This is a genomic window from Pseudomonas sp. Tn43, from assembly GCF_014192635.1.
Taxonomy (GTDB): domain Bacteria; phylum Pseudomonadota; class Gammaproteobacteria; order Pseudomonadales; family Pseudomonadaceae; genus Aquipseudomonas.
This window is the reverse complement of record NZ_JACHYG010000005.1, coordinates 155,917-171,691: the sequence shown is the minus strand read 5'-3', so window position 1 is coordinate 171,691 and position 15,775 is coordinate 155,917. Positions and strand designations below refer to the sequence as shown.

10 protein-coding genes are annotated in these 15,775 nt (G+C 59.7%); 1 reads left to right on the top strand and 9 read right to left on the bottom strand.

What is annotated here, in order from left to right; all coding sequences use genetic code 11:
• Positions 1-31 precede the first annotated feature (31 nt).
• From gltB to FHW68_RS15255, 9 genes are all read right to left on the bottom strand, one after another.
• Complete coding sequence (gltB, locus tag FHW68_RS15295; RefSeq protein ID WP_183681096.1) at positions 32-4,477, bottom strand: glutamate synthase large subunit; 4,446 nt, start codon at positions 4,475-4,477, stop codon at positions 32-34.
• A 350-nt stretch (positions 4,478-4,827) separates the two neighbouring features.
• Positions 4,828-6,432 (bottom strand): AAA family ATPase, encoded by a 1,605-nt coding sequence (locus tag FHW68_RS15290; protein WP_095633478.1) that lies wholly within the window; start codon positions 6,430-6,432, stop codon positions 4,828-4,830.
• A gap of 10 nt (positions 6,433-6,442) precedes the next feature.
• Entirely contained in the window at positions 6,443-7,543 is a 1,101-nt protein-coding gene (gene aroB, locus FHW68_RS15285) for a 3-dehydroquinate synthase (RefSeq protein WP_095633477.1), read from the bottom strand.
• 149 nt (positions 7,544-7,692) lie between these two features.
• A complete protein-coding gene (gene aroK / locus FHW68_RS15280; protein WP_032830073.1) occupies positions 7,693-8,211 on the bottom strand; it encodes a shikimate kinase AroK in 519 nt (172 codons plus the stop codon).
• 4 nt (positions 8,212-8,215) lie between these two features.
• On the bottom strand, positions 8,216-10,291 hold the full coding sequence (gene pilQ / locus FHW68_RS15275; RefSeq protein WP_183681094.1) for a type IV pilus secretin PilQ: 2,076 nt from the start codon (positions 10,289-10,291) through the stop codon (positions 8,216-8,218).
• Positions 10,292-10,304: 13 nt separating this feature from the next.
• Positions 10,305-10,832 carry a pilus assembly protein PilP gene (locus FHW68_RS15270; RefSeq protein ID WP_095633475.1) on the bottom strand — a complete coding sequence of 176 codons (528 nt, stop codon included), beginning with the start codon at positions 10,830-10,832 and terminating at the stop codon, positions 10,305-10,307.
• Positions 10,829-11,452 (bottom strand): type 4a pilus biogenesis protein PilO, encoded by a 624-nt coding sequence (gene pilO, locus FHW68_RS15265; protein ID WP_183681092.1) that lies wholly within the window; start codon positions 11,450-11,452, stop codon positions 10,829-10,831. Before pilO ends, FHW68_RS15270 begins: the two co-directional genes overlap by 4 nt.
• Entirely contained in the window at positions 11,449-12,015 is a 567-nt protein-coding gene (locus FHW68_RS15260) for a PilN domain-containing protein (protein ID WP_095633473.1), read from the bottom strand. The genes pilO and FHW68_RS15260 overlap by 4 nt, the downstream gene beginning before the upstream one ends.
• Positions 12,015-13,079, bottom strand: coding sequence for a pilus assembly protein PilM (locus FHW68_RS15255; RefSeq protein ID WP_183681090.1), 1,065 nt, complete (start codon positions 13,077-13,079; stop codon positions 12,015-12,017). The genes FHW68_RS15260 and FHW68_RS15255 overlap by 1 nt, the downstream gene beginning before the upstream one ends.
• Before the next feature lie 220 nt (positions 13,080-13,299).
• Here FHW68_RS15255 and FHW68_RS15250 point away from each other — a divergent pair, with 220 nt between their 5' ends.
• Complete coding sequence (locus tag FHW68_RS15250; RefSeq protein WP_371916219.1) at positions 13,300-15,744, top strand: penicillin-binding protein 1A; 2,445 nt, start codon at positions 13,300-13,302, stop codon at positions 15,742-15,744.
• The last annotated feature ends 31 nt before the right edge of the window (positions 15,745-15,775 follow it).

Sequence of the window (15,775 nt, the reverse complement as noted above, 5' to 3'; positions counted from 1 at the left end):
CGCTTGAAGCTTGCGACTTGCAGCTGCGTCGTTACTGCGGACTGGCACGAGTACTGGAGAGCAACGTTTTGAGGCTCGCCGCCTTAGGTTTGACGAGCCAGAAACGACGCAAATAGTCATCGAGGTTTTCAGCAAGGTTACGACCCCACTCGCTGTCGGTTTCCTCGACGTATTCGTTCAGCACGCGTTGCAAGTGGCTGCGATAAGCTTCCATCGCCTCACCGCTGATCCGCTGGATTTCCACCAGTTCGTGGTTGACCCGGTCAACGAAGGTGTTGTCCTGGTCGAGCACGTAGGCGAAACCGCCGGTCATGCCGGAGCCGAAGTTGTAACCGGTCTTGCCCAACACGCAGACGAAACCACCGGTCATGTACTCGCAGCAGTGATCGCCAGTGCCCTCCACGACGGTGTGAGCACCGGAGTTACGCACCGCGAAACGCTCGCCCGCGGTACCGGCAGCGAACAGCTTGCCCCCGGTGGCGCCATACAGGCAGGTGTTGCCGATAATGGCGCTGTCCTGAGTCTTGTAGAGGCTGCCTTTGGGCGGAACGATGACCAGTTTGCCGCCGGTCATGCCTTTGCCGACATAATCGTTGGCGTCGCCTTCCAGGTACATGTTCAGACCGCCGGCGTTCCACACACCGAAGCTCTGACCCGCCGTGCCTTTGAAACGGAAGGTGATCGGCGCGTTGGCCATGCCCTGGTTGCCATGCTTGCGAGCAATTTCACCGGAGATTCGCGCGCCGATAGAACGGTCGCAGTTGCAGATATCCAGGGCGAAATCGGCGCCACTCATGTCGTTGATGGCCGAAGTGGCCAGGTCGACCATTTTCTCCGCCAGCAAACCTTTATCGAACGGCGGGTTGCGGTCGACCTGGCAGAACTGAGGCTTGTCTGCCGGGATGTGATCGCTACCCAGCAACGGGGTCAGGTCCAGGTGGTGTTGCTTGGTGGTCTGGCCGTCAAGGATTTCCAGCAGATCGGTACGGCCGATCAGCTCTTCGAGGGAGCGCACACCCAGCTTGGCCAGCCACTCACGGGTTTCTTCGGCGACGTAGGTGAAGAAGTTCACCACCATGTCGACGGTACCGATGTAGTGATCCTTGCGCAGCTTCTCGTTTTGAGTCGCGACGCCGGTGGCGCAGTTGTTCAAGTGGCAAATACGCAGGTATTTGCAGCCCAGGGCGATCATTGGCGCAGTACCGAAACCGAAGCTTTCAGCACCGAGAATGGCAGCCTTGACCACATCGAGGCCGGTTTTCAGGCCGCCGTCGGTCTGCACCCGGACCTTGCCGCGCAGGTCGTTGCCGCGCAGGGTCTGGTGGGTTTCGGCCAGGCCGAGTTCCCACGGTGCGCCCGCGTATTTGATCGAGGTCAGTGGCGATGCACCGGTTCCGCCGTCGTAGCCGGAGATGGTGATCAAGTCCGCGTAGGCCTTGGCCACACCGGCAGCGATGGTGCCGACGCCGGCTTCTGCAACCAGCTTCACCGAGACCAGCGCTTTCGGGTTGACTTGTTTCAGGTCGAAAATCAGCTGCGACAAGTCTTCGATCGAATAGATGTCATGGTGCGGCGGTGGCGAAATCAGAGTCACGCCCGGCACTGCGTAACGCAGCTTGGCGATCAGACCGTTGACCTTGCCGCCCGGCAGCTGACCACCTTCGCCGGGCTTGGCGCCTTGGGCGACTTTGATCTGCAGCACTTCAGCGTTGACCAGGTATTCCGGGGTGACACCGAAACGACCCGTGGCGACCTGCTTGATTTTCGAGCTCTTGATGGTGCCGTAGCGCGCCGGGTCTTCGCCGCCTTCGCCGGAGTTGGAACGCGCACCGAGGCGGTTCATGGCTTCGGCCAGGGCTTCGTGGGCTTCCGGCGACAATGCGCCCAAAGAGATGCCCGCGGAGTCGAAGCGCTTGAGCACCGATTCCAGCGGTTCGATCTCGCTGATGTCCAGTGGCGTGTCCAGGGTTTTGAGCTTGAGCAGATCACGGATCATCGACACCGGACGGTTGTCCACCAGCGCCGTGTATTCCTTGAACTTGCTGTAATCGCCCTGCTGCACAGCGGCTTGCAGGGTGCTGACCACGTCCGGGTTGTAGGCGTGATATTCGCCACCATGGACGAACTTCAGCAGACCGCCTTGCTGGATCGGCTTGCGCGGGCTCCAGGCTTCGGCCGCCAAAGCTTTCTGCTCGGCTTCGATGTCCACGAAACGCGCGCCCTTGATGCGGCTGGGCACACCACGGAAGCTCAGGTCGCAGACTTCTTCGGACAGGCCGATCGCCTCGAACAGTTGCGCACCGCGATAGGACGCGATGGTGGAGATGCCCATCTTCGACAGGATCTTCAGCAGACCTTTGGTGATGCCTTTACGGTAGTTCTTGAACACCTCATAGAGGTCGCCCAGCACTTCGCCGGTGCGGATCAGGTCGCCCAGCACTTCGTAGGCCAGGAACGGATAGACCGCCGAGGCACCGAAACCGATCAGCACCGCGAAATGATGCGGATCGCGAGCGGTCGCGGTTTCCACCAGAATGTTGGAGTCGCAACGCAGGCCCTTTTCGGTCAGGCGGTGATGCACCGCACCGGTCGCCAGCGAAGCGTGGATCGGCAACTTGCCCGGAGCGATGTGACGGTCACTCAGCACGATCTGGGTGCGACCGGCGCGAACGGCTTCTTCAGCCTGATCGGCGACATTGCGCACCGCGGCTTCGAGGCCGACGCTCTCGTCGTAGTTGAGGTCGATGACCTGGCGTTCGAAGCCCGGACGATCGAGGTTCATCAGCGAGCGCCACTTGGCCGGGGAAATGACCGGCGAGCTGAGAATCACGCGCGAGGCGTGTTCCGGCGACTCCTGGAAAATGTTGCGCTCGGCACCGAGGCAGATTTCCAGCGACATGACGATGGCTTCACGCAGCGGGTCGATCGGCGGGTTGGTGACCTGCGCGAACTGCTGACGGAAATAGTCGTACGGCGTACGCACGCGCTGGGACAGCACGGCCATCGGCGTATCGTCGCCCATCGAGCCAACGGCTTCGTAGCCTTGCTCGCCAAGCGGACGCAGCACCTGGTCGCGCTCCTCGAACGTGACCTGATACATCTTCATGTACTGCTTGAGCTGATCGACGTCGTAGAACGCCGAACCATGGTCGTTGTCTTCCATGGTCGCCTGGATGCGCAGGGCATTCTTGCGCAGCCATTGCTTGTACGGGTGACGGGACTTCAAACGGTTGTCGATGGCATCGGTGTCGAGGATTTGACCGGTTTCAGTGTCCACGGCAAAGATCTGGCCCGGACCGACACGGCCCTTGGCAATCACGTCTTCAGGCTGGTAGTTCCAGACACCGATTTCCGAGGCCAGGGTAATGAAGCCGTTCTTGGTGGTGACCCAACGCGCCGGACGCAAACCGTTACGGTCGAGCAGGCACACCGCGTAACGACCATCGGTCATTACCACGCCGGCCGGGCCGTCCCACGGTTCCATGTGCATCGAGTTGTATTCGTAGAATGCACGCAGATCCGGGTCCATGGTTTCGACGTTCTGCCACGCAGGCGGAATGATCATCCGCACGCCACGGAACAGGTCGATGCCACCGGTGACCATCAACTCGAGCATGTTGTCCATGCTGGAGGAGTCGGACCCGACTCGGTTCACCAGCGGGCCGAGTTCTTCCAGATCCATCAGATCGTTGGTGAACTTGGTGCGACGGGCCTGAGCCCAGTTGCGGTTGCCGGTGATGGTGTTGATCTCGCCGTTGTGGGCAAGGAAGCGGAACGGCTGAGCCAGCGGCCATTTCGGCAAGGTATTGGTGGAGAAGCGCTGGTGGAACACGCAGATTGCGGTTTGCAGGCGCTGGTCGCTGAGGTCTGGATAGAAGGCGGTCAGGTCCGCCGGCATCATCAGGCCTTTATAAATGATGGTCTTGTGGGAAAAGCTGCAGATGTAGTGATCGACGTCGGCGGCGTTGGCCACGGACGAACGACGACGGGCGCTGAACAGCTTGATCGCCATGTCCTGATCGCTCAGGCCTTCACCGGCGATGAAAACTTGTTCGATCTGCGGCAGGCGCTCGAGGGCCAGGCGGCCGAGGACGCTGGTGTCGATTGGCACTTTGCGCCAGCCGACCAGGGTCAGGCCTTCGGCGAGGATCTCGCGGTTCATGTTCTCGCGAGCGGCTTCGGCTTTCACCGGGTCCTGGTTGAAGAAGACCATGCCCACCGCATATTGCTTGGGCAGTTCGACGCCGAAGGTTTCCTGGGCGATCGCACGCAGGAATAGATCCGGCTTTTGAATCAGCAGACCGCAACCGTCACCGGTCTTGCCGTCGGCGTTGATCCCACCGCGGTGGGTCATGCAGGTCAGGGCCTCGATGGCCGTTTGCAAAAGGGTATGACTGGGCTCGCCCTGCATATGGGCTATCAGGCCGAAACCGCAGTTATCCTTGAATTCATCTGGTTGGTACAGACCTGCTTTCATAGACACTTTCTCACCAGGCTGCCTCTTATCGAGGCAAATTTCTTTTCAATTCAGCCAGTTACCATCCACGCCGAACGTACGCCAGCTTTGCGGGGGCAAAAGGGAGGTCATTGTACACACCGACACAGAGGCTCACAAATTTGACGACGAACTGTCGCAAATCCATGTCGCATTTGTGAAAGGTTTAAAGCGATATGCTGTGCTAGTCAAAACTTTTTTAATTTTGACCGCACCGACTCAAAGACCACTATGACGCAGACACCACAAGGCACGCGACCTGTAGAGGCGGCATGCACGTGTAGAAATTTTGAGGTGCTTGGAGAGGCGGCCTGGGTAAGGCCGCCGAATCTTCAGCGAGTTGTTGCCAGTTCCTGTTGGACGCTGGCGACAGTGCGAGGCCAAGGTTTACCAGCCTGAACCTTCGCTGGCAAGGCCTTGATGGCGGTAACGGCTGCATCGCGGTTGGCGAAGCTACCGTAGGTGATGACATAAAGCGGCTTGCCGTTGAGTACTTTCTTGAAATAACGGTACTCACCGCCCTGCTCCTTGACGAAGCTTTGCGCGGCCGATTCGGAGCTGGTGCCAAGGATCTGCACCACGTAGTTACCCGGCGCCTGGCCGGCGTACCAGCTGCCACCGGCGGCCTTGGCCACGGTGACTGGCTTCTCGGCAGGTTTGACGGCCACAGCCGGCTTGGCGGGCGCTGGAGCCGGTTTGGCAACAGGTGCAGGCGCTGGCTTGGCTGCAGCGACCTGAGTCGGCGCAGGCGCCGGCTTGGGGGCCGGTATTGGAGTCGGCGCCGGGGTTGGCGCCGGGCCTGGCTGGATGCCCGCAGGCGGTGCAGTCGTGGTCACGGTCGGCGGCGTAGCGCTGGAACCTTCAACCGGCACACCGTCGTCGCCTTCGGTGATACCACCGGCCGCTTCGGCCAGCGGACCACGCATCACCGGCTGCGAATTGCCGACCAAAGGCAATGGCATCGGTTGTGAATTACCGGCGAACTCTACGGCGGGAGCGCCACTGCTGTCAGGTTGTGGCGCGCCCTGGCCCAATGGCAGTTGCGCCTGCTCATTGGCAGGCGCGCCGGTGGTCGGTGCTTTGCTGCGACCCGGCATCAACCAGGCGGCGGCTACCGCGACCACGACTACGGCGGAAATCGCCAATACGTGTTTCTTCGGCATGTTGAACCCCATACTTGGACGCTTCACCGCTGAGCGGCTGGCAATCATGGCTTCGATCATTGCATCGCGGGCGACCTGATTGATATTGCCAGGCCAACCGTCGGAGCTTTCGTGAATATCAGAGATCTGATCCGCGGTGAAAAGTTCGATACCACGGCCAGCGCCCTCAAGACGCTGATCCAGATATTCGCGGGTTTCTTCCTCGGTGTAAGGCTGCAATTCGATGACGTGGAAACGCTCTTCCTCAAGGCTCAGCGCATCAAGCTGGGCGATCAGCGAGGACTCGCCGAACAGGAACACGTGGGGGCGACCCTCCGGTGCACCCGCGGCCAAAGCCAGCAAGGCTTCCAGCGCGGATTCATCGAGTTGCTCGGCATCATCCACCAGCAAATAGACTTCCTGCCCCGTGAGGGCAAGCTGTACCACCTGCGCGAGGATGGCGCCGATTTCGGCCTGTTCGACATTCAGCGTCTGAGCCACCTGATGCAGCACACCCGCTGCATCGCCGGCACCACGGGCGGAAACCACCACGCTCTGCACTGACTGTTTGTTGGTGCTGGCCACCAGGGCCTGACGCAACAGGGTTTTGCCGCTGCCTTGAGGGCCGGTAACCACCAGCAGCAACTGGCTGTAACGGGCCAGATGATGCAGTTGCCCCAGCACCGGTTTGCGCTGGGCCGGGAAAAATTTGAAGCCAGGCACCCGTGGAGCGAAAGGGTCATGACTTAACTGGTAATGGCCGAGGAAAGCCTCGTCGGCATGCAAACTAGTCATCGGAATCTTATTAACCTTTAAGCTGAGCCAGGGCGCGGTAATCCGCTCCCAGCGTGGCCTGTAAAACCTCTTTCGGATAATCGTCGGTCACCACCGCTTCGCCCATGTGGCGCAGCAGCACCAGGCGCAAACGACCGTCGATCACTTTCTTGTCAATCGCCATGTGTTCGAGAAAATCGGCTTCGCTCATCTCTTGCGGCGGGATGACCGGCAGGCCGGCCCGCTGGAACAGACGAATACCGCGATCACGCTCCTGTTCGCTGATCCAGCCCAGGCGTGCGGACATTTCCAAAGCCATTACGGTGCCAGCAGCGACTGCCTCACCATGAAGCCAGACACCATAGCCCATGTGAGTTTCGATCGCGTGGCCGAAGGTATGGCCCAGGTTCAACGTGGCGCGTACGCCCGTCTCTTTTTCGTCGGCACCGACCACCGCAGCCTTGGCCGCGCAGGAGCGTTCGATGGCGTAAGTCAGGGCAGTCTGGTCCAGCGCTCGCAGGCGATCGACGTTCTCTTCGAGCCAGGTCAGGAATGGCTCGTCGCAGATCAGCCCGTATTTGATGACTTCCGCCAAACCGGCAGACAGTTCGCGGGGCGGCAGAGTATTGAGAGTGGCGGTATCGATCAGTACCACGTTGGGCTGATAGAAGGCGCCGACCATGTTCTTGCCCAGCGGGTGATTGATCCCGGTCTTGCCGCCCACCGAAGAATCGACTTGGGACAACAACGTGGTGGGTATCTGGATGAAATCGACGCCACGCTGGTAGCAGGCCGCCGCAAATCCGGCCATGTCGCCAATCACGCCGCCACCCAGGGCGATTATCGTGGTGCGGCGATCGTGCCGTGCGCTCAGCAGGCCGTCGAAAATCAGTTGCAGGGTTTCCCAGGTCTTGAAGGCTTCGCCGTCGGGCAGCACCACCGAAATCACCGAGAACTGCGCGAGGCTGCGGGTCAGACGCTCCAGGTAGAGCGGCGCCACGGTCTCATTGGAGATGATCGCCACCTGCCGCCCGCGGATATGCGGGGCCAGTAGCTCAGGCTGATCCAACAAACCTTCGCCAATATGAATCGGGTAGCTGCGCTCGCCTAGATCGACCTTGAGTGTCTGCATGTGTCCCCACAGTGAAATGGAATCAGGCATCCTGCCTAAAGTTTACGAATTCCATGGCGTCTGCTGGTGTGACGCCATTCGGTAGCCAACCGCCACAACCTGGAGCGGCTGCGTCAGGACGCCGAGAATAGCGCATTTCGCGCCGCGCATTAACGTGGCGGTAGTTGCTGCAAGCGTTCGAGGATGTCGAGCACCACCATCCGCGGTGGCCGCTCATCGGTTTCAACCACCAGGTCGGCGATCTCCCGGTACAGCGGATCACGGATGGCCAGCAAGTCCCGCAGGGTTTTCGCCGGGTCGGCGGTGCGCAGCAGTGGCCGATTGCGATCGCGAGCCGTCCGGCCGACCTGCTGCTCGACCGACGCATGCAGATAGACCACCCGACCACCGGCGTGCAGCGCCCGGCGATTGGCTTCGCGCATCACCGCACCGCCTCCGGTCGCCAATACCACACCGTCGCACGCACACAGCTCGGCGATCATCGCCTGCTCGCGGTCACGAAAGCCCGGTTCGCCTTCCTTATCGAAAATCCACGGGATATTGGCGCCCGTGCGCAATTCAATTTCCTTATCGGAATCTTTGAATGGCAGGCGCAGCTCTTTGGCCAGCAACCGGCCGATGGTGCTTTTTCCAGCCCCCATCGGTCCAACAAGAATCAAATTTCGCACAGAATCAATGACTCACAGCAATCGCCTGATTGTTCATGATACGCGGAGTGAGAAATACCAGCAGCTCGGATTTTTTCTCCGAAACCACGTCACGCCGGAAAAGGCGGCCAAGATACGGCACATCACCGAGAAATGGCACCTTATCTACAACCTTGCTCTGAGTATTTGAGAAAACCCCACCGATGACGATGGTCTCGCCGTCGTTAACCAACACCTTGGCGTTGACCTCGTTTTTCTTGATCGGCGGCACATCCTGCACTTTGTTCAAGTAATCCGGTTCGTCCTTGGTGACCTTGACCTCCATGATGATTCGGTTGTCCGGCGTGATCTGCGGGGTCACTTCCAGGGATAGCGAAGCCTCCTTGAATGACACCGAGGTAGCGCCGCTGGAACTGGCTTCCTGATAGGGAATCTCGGTGCCCTTGAGGATTTTCGCGGTTTCCTTGTCGGACGTGACCACCTTGGGCTGCGAGACGATTTCCCCGTTGCCGGTTTTCTCCATGGCCGAAAGCTCAAGGTCCAGCAGCACATTGTCGGTAATGAACGCGATACCGATCCCCGAGGTATTGGCAGAGGCCCCCAGATCGACGAACGGCGAGTTGGTACTGATGCTGCCCGGCGTACCGATTGTGGTCGAAGAGCCGTTGACCCCCGAGGTGTTCCAGTTACCTTTGCGCACCGAACCGCCCCAGCGCACGCCAAGGCTTTTGTCGTAATCGACATTGGCCTCGACGATACGGGCCTCGATCATCACTTGACGCACCGGAATATCCAGTTGCGCAACGATGCGACGCAGCTCGTCGAGTCGGTCCTGGGTCTGGTAAGCAATGATATTGTTGGTTCGTTCATCGACAGTGATTGATCCTCGCTCGTCGATTTTCGCCTCGGTGCTGGTCACCGACTGGAACAGCTTGGCGATCTCGGCGGCTTTGGCGTAGTTGACTTGCAACAGCTCGCGACGCAGAGGCGCCAGTTCGGAGATCTGCTTCTGCGACTCCAGCTCTTGACGTTCTCGGGCAGCGATTTCATCGGCCGGCGCCACCAGCAGCACGTTACCGATCTTGCGCTTATCCAGCCCTTTGGTTTTCAGCACCAGATCCAGCGCCTGATCCCATGGCACATTCTGCAAACGCAACGTGATGCCACCCTGTACCGTGTCGCTGGCCACCAGATTGAGGTTGGTGAAATCAGCGATCAGTTGCAGCACCGATCGCACATCGATGTCCTGAAAATTCAGCGAGAGTTTTTCGCCTGTGTAGGCAAAGCGTTCGGCGTTGCGCTTTTGCAGATCATCGACAGTCATCGGCCGGATGCTGACGGTCAGTTTGTTGTCGGTCTGATAGGTCGAATAATCGAAAGCACCGCTGGGCTCGATGCTGATGATGGCCCGATCGCCCGTTGCGCTGGCGTTGACGAACTGCACCGGTGTGGCGAAATCCTTGACGTCGAGGCGTACGCGCAACCGTTCAGGCAGCTGGGTCTTGGTGAAACCGACGATGATTTTGCCATCGCGCTCCTGGATGTCCGGCGCGATGGAGGGATCCGACAGATCGATGACCACGTTGCCCTCGCCTTGGGTGCCGCGCTGGAAATCCACGCCCCGGATGGCTTTGCCCACGGGTGCATTGACCCTGGCAGGCGCTGGCGTTGCAGTGGCTGCACGCGGTGCGCTGGCGGTCGGTTTGGGCACCTTGCCACTAGCCCCTTGCCCGACAATCACGAACAAACTGTTGCCTTCGACGCGGGTGTTGTACGGCGTCATTTGAGTCAGGTTGATGATCAGCCGCGTACGGTCCTTGGCCTCCACGACCGTGGCGCTGCGGGCATTACCGCCACCCAGATCCCGATTCTTGTTCGCCAGCTGACTGGTGACCCCAGGCAGGTCCAGCGCAATCCGCGCAGGCTGCTCTGTCGTGTAACCGCGGGGCTGGGGTGGTGGCCCATCGAACGATAACTTCAACTCGACACGGTCGCCGGGCAGCGCGGCGACATCCAGCGCTTTGAGGTTGGCCGCCAGTACCATCGGCGACAGAATCGCTATCCATAGCGAAATACCGAAGGTTGATAAAATCCTGTTCATTATTCGAGTTCCACTATGAGTGCTCTTTCAAAGGGATGGTCCGCGGCCGTTCCAGCCAGGCACCTTCGCCGTCAGGAACGATTTCGACCACGTCGACTTGTGAACCGCTGATGGCGACGATCCGCCCATCGTTACGCCCCAGGTAATCGCCGACTTTCAGCCGATGCACGCCGCCCGCCCCGCGCAACAGCGCAAAGAAGCCGGTTGCATTGGAGAGCGTGCCGACCATTTCAAACTGTTCGATGTTAAAACCTTCGAGGTACTGCTTGACCCGGTGGGGGTCGGGTTTGACGTTGCGCGAGCCGTGCTTCTGACCGGCCAGATCGACTCTGACCTGTCGGGAGAACGGGCTACGCAGGTTGGCAGCGTTATAGGTGAATGTCGGGTAAGACCGGAATGTCGGCGTTGGTTCGATTTTGCCGGGGGCACGCAGACGCACTTCGTTCAGGTAGGCGTCCAAATCGCTGAAATCGTTGTCGCCACCACAACCGGCCAGGATGAGCAGGCACATAACCATCGACAGGCAACGAATCGGGCTCATTTCTGCAACCCCTTGTCGTTGTAGCGATAGGTCTTGGCAAGAATGCTCATGCGCAACTTCGGACCGCCATCGGGATTGGCCGGCACCAGGTCGAAGTCATGCAGGGTAACGATCCGTGGCAACCCGGCCACGCCGCTGACAAAAGTGGCCAGGTCGTGATAAGCGCCGGTGACGGTGATCTGAATAGGGAGCTCGATGTAGAACTGCTGGGTAACCTCCGGGAGCAGCTTGATTTCTTCGAAGTCCAGGCCGCTGCCCAGGCCGGTGCGGGTGATGTCCTCAAGCAGGCCGGGCACTTCGGTGTCGCTGGGCAATTGCCGCAAAAGCATGCCGAAGGAGTTCTCCATTTCCTTCATCTGCTGGGTATACAGCTCCAGGTTCGCCGCCATATGGGCTTTGGTCGCGAATTGCTCCCTGAGCGTCGATTCTTCCTCGCGCCTGAGTTCCAGGTGGTTTTGCAGGTCACTGATCAAGACGCTGTAGCCCAGGGTTAGCATCAGGACCATCAGCAGGACACTCGCCAGGAGCTTGATCGCCGGTGGCCAGGAACCCATGTTGCTGGTGTCCAGATCGTTGATGTCGATCTGGCGCAACCCTTCGAACCATTCGGACGGTTTCATTTGGCGCCCCCCACAATCGCGGGCTGGGTCTGACGGACGGTCAACTGAAAAACATTGGCCTGATCCAGCTGACCGGCGGTGGTCGCTTTGACTTCCGTGAGGTTGGGCGCATCGAACCAATCGGAGGCATCAAGATTGCGCATCAGATCCGAAACCCGGTTGTTGGATTCCGCCGCGCCGGTGATGGACACGGTTTTGCCGACCATTTGCACCTCGGTGAAATAAACCCCGTCCGGCAAGGTGCGCGCCAATTGATCGAAAATCCTCCCGCTGATCGGCCGGTTGCCTTGCAAGTCCTGAATAATGCGCATGCGCTCCACGAGTTGCTGTCGGCGGGCCTTCAGATCGCTGATCTGCTTGATTCGCTCGTCGACCACGGCAATCTGCTTGCCGATGTAATCGTTACGGGCGACTTGCCGGTTAATGGCGTTGTTAATGACCTGATCCGCAATCAGCAGCGCTGCCACCGAGCCCAACAGCACACTGACCAACGCCAGTAAAAAGCGTTTGCGCCGCCCTTCGCGCAACTCTTCACGCCAGGGTAAAAGATTGATCCGCGCCATCAGTCGAAGCTCCTGAGGGCCAGCCCGCAAGCGATCATCAGTGCCGGAGCATCGCTCGCCAGAGCACCGGCGTTAACCTTGCTGCTCAGGGTCATGTCGGAGAAAGGGTTGGCGACCTGGGTCGGCGTACCCAGGCGTTGCTCGATCAATCGCTCCAGCCCGGGGACCGAGGCGGTGCCGCCGGCCAGGAGGATATGGTCGACCGAGTTGTACTGGCCAGAGGCAAAGAAAAACTGCAGTGAACGCGACACTTGTTGCACCAACGCATCACGAAACGGCTGCAAGACCTCGCTGACGTAATCGTCCGGCAAACCACCCTGCTTCTTCGCCAACCCCGCCTGTTCGACCGTCAAGCCATAACGACGCTGAATCTCTTCCGTCAGTTGACGCCCGCCGAACAATTGTTCGCGGGTGTAGATGATCCGCCCGTTGTGCAACACGCTCAGGGTGGTCATGGTGGCGCCGATATCGACCACCGCCACGGTGAGGCGCTCCTGAGAGGCGGCCAACTGGGTGGCCAGCAGGCCGAACGATCGCTCCAGGGCATAAGCTTCGACGTCGACCACGCGCGCGGTCAGCCCGGCCAGAGCCAGGGCCGCCTCACGCACCTCGACGTTTTCCTTGCGACACGCCGCCAGCAGCACATTGACCCGCTCGGGGTTGCGCGCCGACACGCCTTGCACTTCGAAATCGATCGCCACTTCATCCAGAGGATAAGGAATGTACTGATCGGCCTCGATCTTCAGCTGGTTTTCCATCTCGTCATCGGAAAGACCGGCGTCCATCTCGATGGTCTTGGTGATGACCGCTGAACCGGCCACAGCGACGGCCACGTTCCTGAGGCTGGTCTTGGCCTTGGATAACACCCGCGCAAGCGCCTGCCCCACCCCTTCGAGTTCGGCGATATTTTTCTCGACCACGGCGCTGGCAGGCAGCGGCTCGACCGCATAGGCCTCGACCCGATACCGGTCGCCTTGACGACTTAGCTCCAGTAGCTTCACCGACGTGGAGCTGATGTCGATCCCCAGAAGCGTATTGGCTTTTTTATTGAAGAGTCCTAGCACTACCAATTCCCTATGACTATCCGTGAGTTACGGACTCTGTAATATCCATTGCGTTCAATACCCTCCGTCTTGACAGAAGCGCAAATGACGCCTCCCGACGGAAAAATGCTTATAATGCGGAGCGTTTTTTCCGCTTTCACTGCAAGCGCGGGTCATTCTGTGTATAGCCTGAACCCCTGATGCCTAATTCATTCTTTACCCTGGATATCCAAAAGCCTTGATTCGTCTGCTGAAATTTTTCGGTTGGTCCATCGTCGCCGTTTTCTGCGGGCTGCTCCTGGGTCTGAGCGGCGCTTTTCTTTACCTTAGCCCTGGATTGCCATCTGTGGAGGCGCTGAGAAGCATTCAGTTGCAGATTCCTTTGCGGGTGTACAGCAGCGACAACAAATTGATCGCAGAATTTGGCGAAATGCGCCGTACGCCAATCCGTTTCGCCGACATTCCCCCCAATTTCATTAATGCGTTACTAAGTGCTGAAGACGACAATTTCGCCAACCACTATGGCGTCGACCCCAGCAGCCTGATGCGTGCCGCCACCCAACTGGTAAAGAGCGGACACATTCAGTCCGGCGGCAGCACCATCACCATGCAGGTAGCGAAGAACTTTTTCCTGACCAGCGAACGCAGCTTCTCGCGCAAAACCACCGAAATCCTCCTGGCCCTGCAGATCGAACGACAGTTGACCAAGGACGAGATCCTCGAGCTGTACGTCAACAAGATCTATCTGGGCAACCGCGCCTACGGCATCGAAGCAGCGGCGCAGGTTTATTACGGCAAGTCGATTCGTGACGTGAGCCTGGCGCAGATGGCGATGATCGCCGGCCTGCCAAAAGCTCCGTCGCGCTTCAACCCGCTGGCCAACCCGACCCGCAGCAAAGAGCGTCGCGACTGGATCCTGGGGCGCATGTACAAGCTCGGCAAAATCACCGAAGCCGACTACATCACTGCGATCAATGAGCCGCTGAACGCCAGCTACCATGTACCGACTCCCGAAGTGAACGCGCCATACGTCGCCGAAATGGCCCGGGCCGAAATGGTCGGCCGCTATGGCAGCGATGCGTACACCGAAGGTTTCCGTGTCACCACCACGGTGCCGAGCAATTTGCAGGAGATGGCCAATACCGCGGTTCACGAAGGCTTGATGACCTATGACCAGCGACACGGTTATCGCGGCCCCGAGTCACGCCTGCCGGGTAAAACCCGAGAGGCCTGGGCTCAGGAGTTGACCAAACAGCGAATCATCAGCGGCCTGGAACCGGCGATCGTGACCCAGGTCGACAAGAACGGCGTACAGGTATTGACCCGCACGGGTACCGGCGAAGAGCACGTCGCCTGGGAAACCATGAAGTGGGCTCGTCCGTTCCTGAACACCAACAGCATGGGCGCCAATCCGAAGCAGCCATCGGACGTCGCGCAGGTCGGTGATCTGATTCGCGTGCAGCGTCAGCCAGACGGTTCGCTCAAATTCAGCCAGATTCCGCAGGCTCAAGGCGCGCTGGTTTCCCTCGACCCGCAGAACGGTGCCATTCGTTCGCTGGTCGGCGGTTTCGCCTTCGAGCAGAGCAATTACAACCGCGCCATGCAGGCCAAGCGTCAGCCGGGCTCGAGCTTCAAGCCGTTCGTTTACAGCGCCGCCCTGGACAACGGCTATACCGCCGCCAGCCTGGTGAACGACGCACCGATCGTGTTCGTCGACGAGTACCTGGACAAAGTCTGGCGCCCGAAGAACGACACCAATACCTTCCTCGGCCCGATCCGCATGCGTGAAGCGCTCTACAAGTCGCGCAACCTGGTATCGATCCGCCTGCTGCAAGCGCTGGGTGTCGACCGCACCATCGACTACATCAGCAAGTTCGGCTTCAACAAACAGGACCTGCCGCGCAACCTGTCCCTGGCCCTGGGCACAGCGACCCTGACGCCAATGGAAATCGCCACCGGCTGGGCCACCTTCGCCAATGGCGGCTACAAGATCACCCCATACATCATCGAACGGATCGAAAGCCGCAACGGCGACACGCTATTCGTTGCCAACCCGCCGAGCGTTCCGAAAGGCACCGTAGCCAGCGACGGCATTGCCATGCCGGCCTCTGACACCTTCACGATCAACGCTACCCCAGGCGAAGCACCGAGCACCCAGCCCATGCCACAAACGCCGGCCGTGGCCGAGCGCATCATCGATGGGCGCACCACTTACATCCTCAACAGCATGCTTGAGGATGTGATCAAACTCGGCACCGGTCGCCGTGCGCTGGCCTTGGGTCGCAGCGACATCGCGGGCAAGACCGGCACCACCAACGAATCCAAGGACGCCTGGTTCTCCGGCTACAACGCCGATTACGTGACCACTGTCTGGACCGGCTTCGATCAGCCGGAAAGCCTGGGCAAGCGCGAGTTCGGCGGTACCGTTGCCTTGCCGATCTGGATGAACTACATGGCGGCGGCCCTCAAAGACAAACCGCCCCACACCCAAGCGGAACCCGAAGGCATTCTCAGCCTGCGTGTCGACCCGATCAGCGGCCGTGCGGCCACCCCAAGCACGCCAGGCGCCTATTTCGAGCTGTTCAAGGCCGAAGACACACCACCGTCGGTTAACGAGCTGAGCAACGGCATTGTGCCGGGCAGCCCGCTGCCAGCCGATGAGGCAGCGCCGATCGATTTGTTCTAGAGGAGCAGCTGCGAGCTTCAAGCTGCAAGCC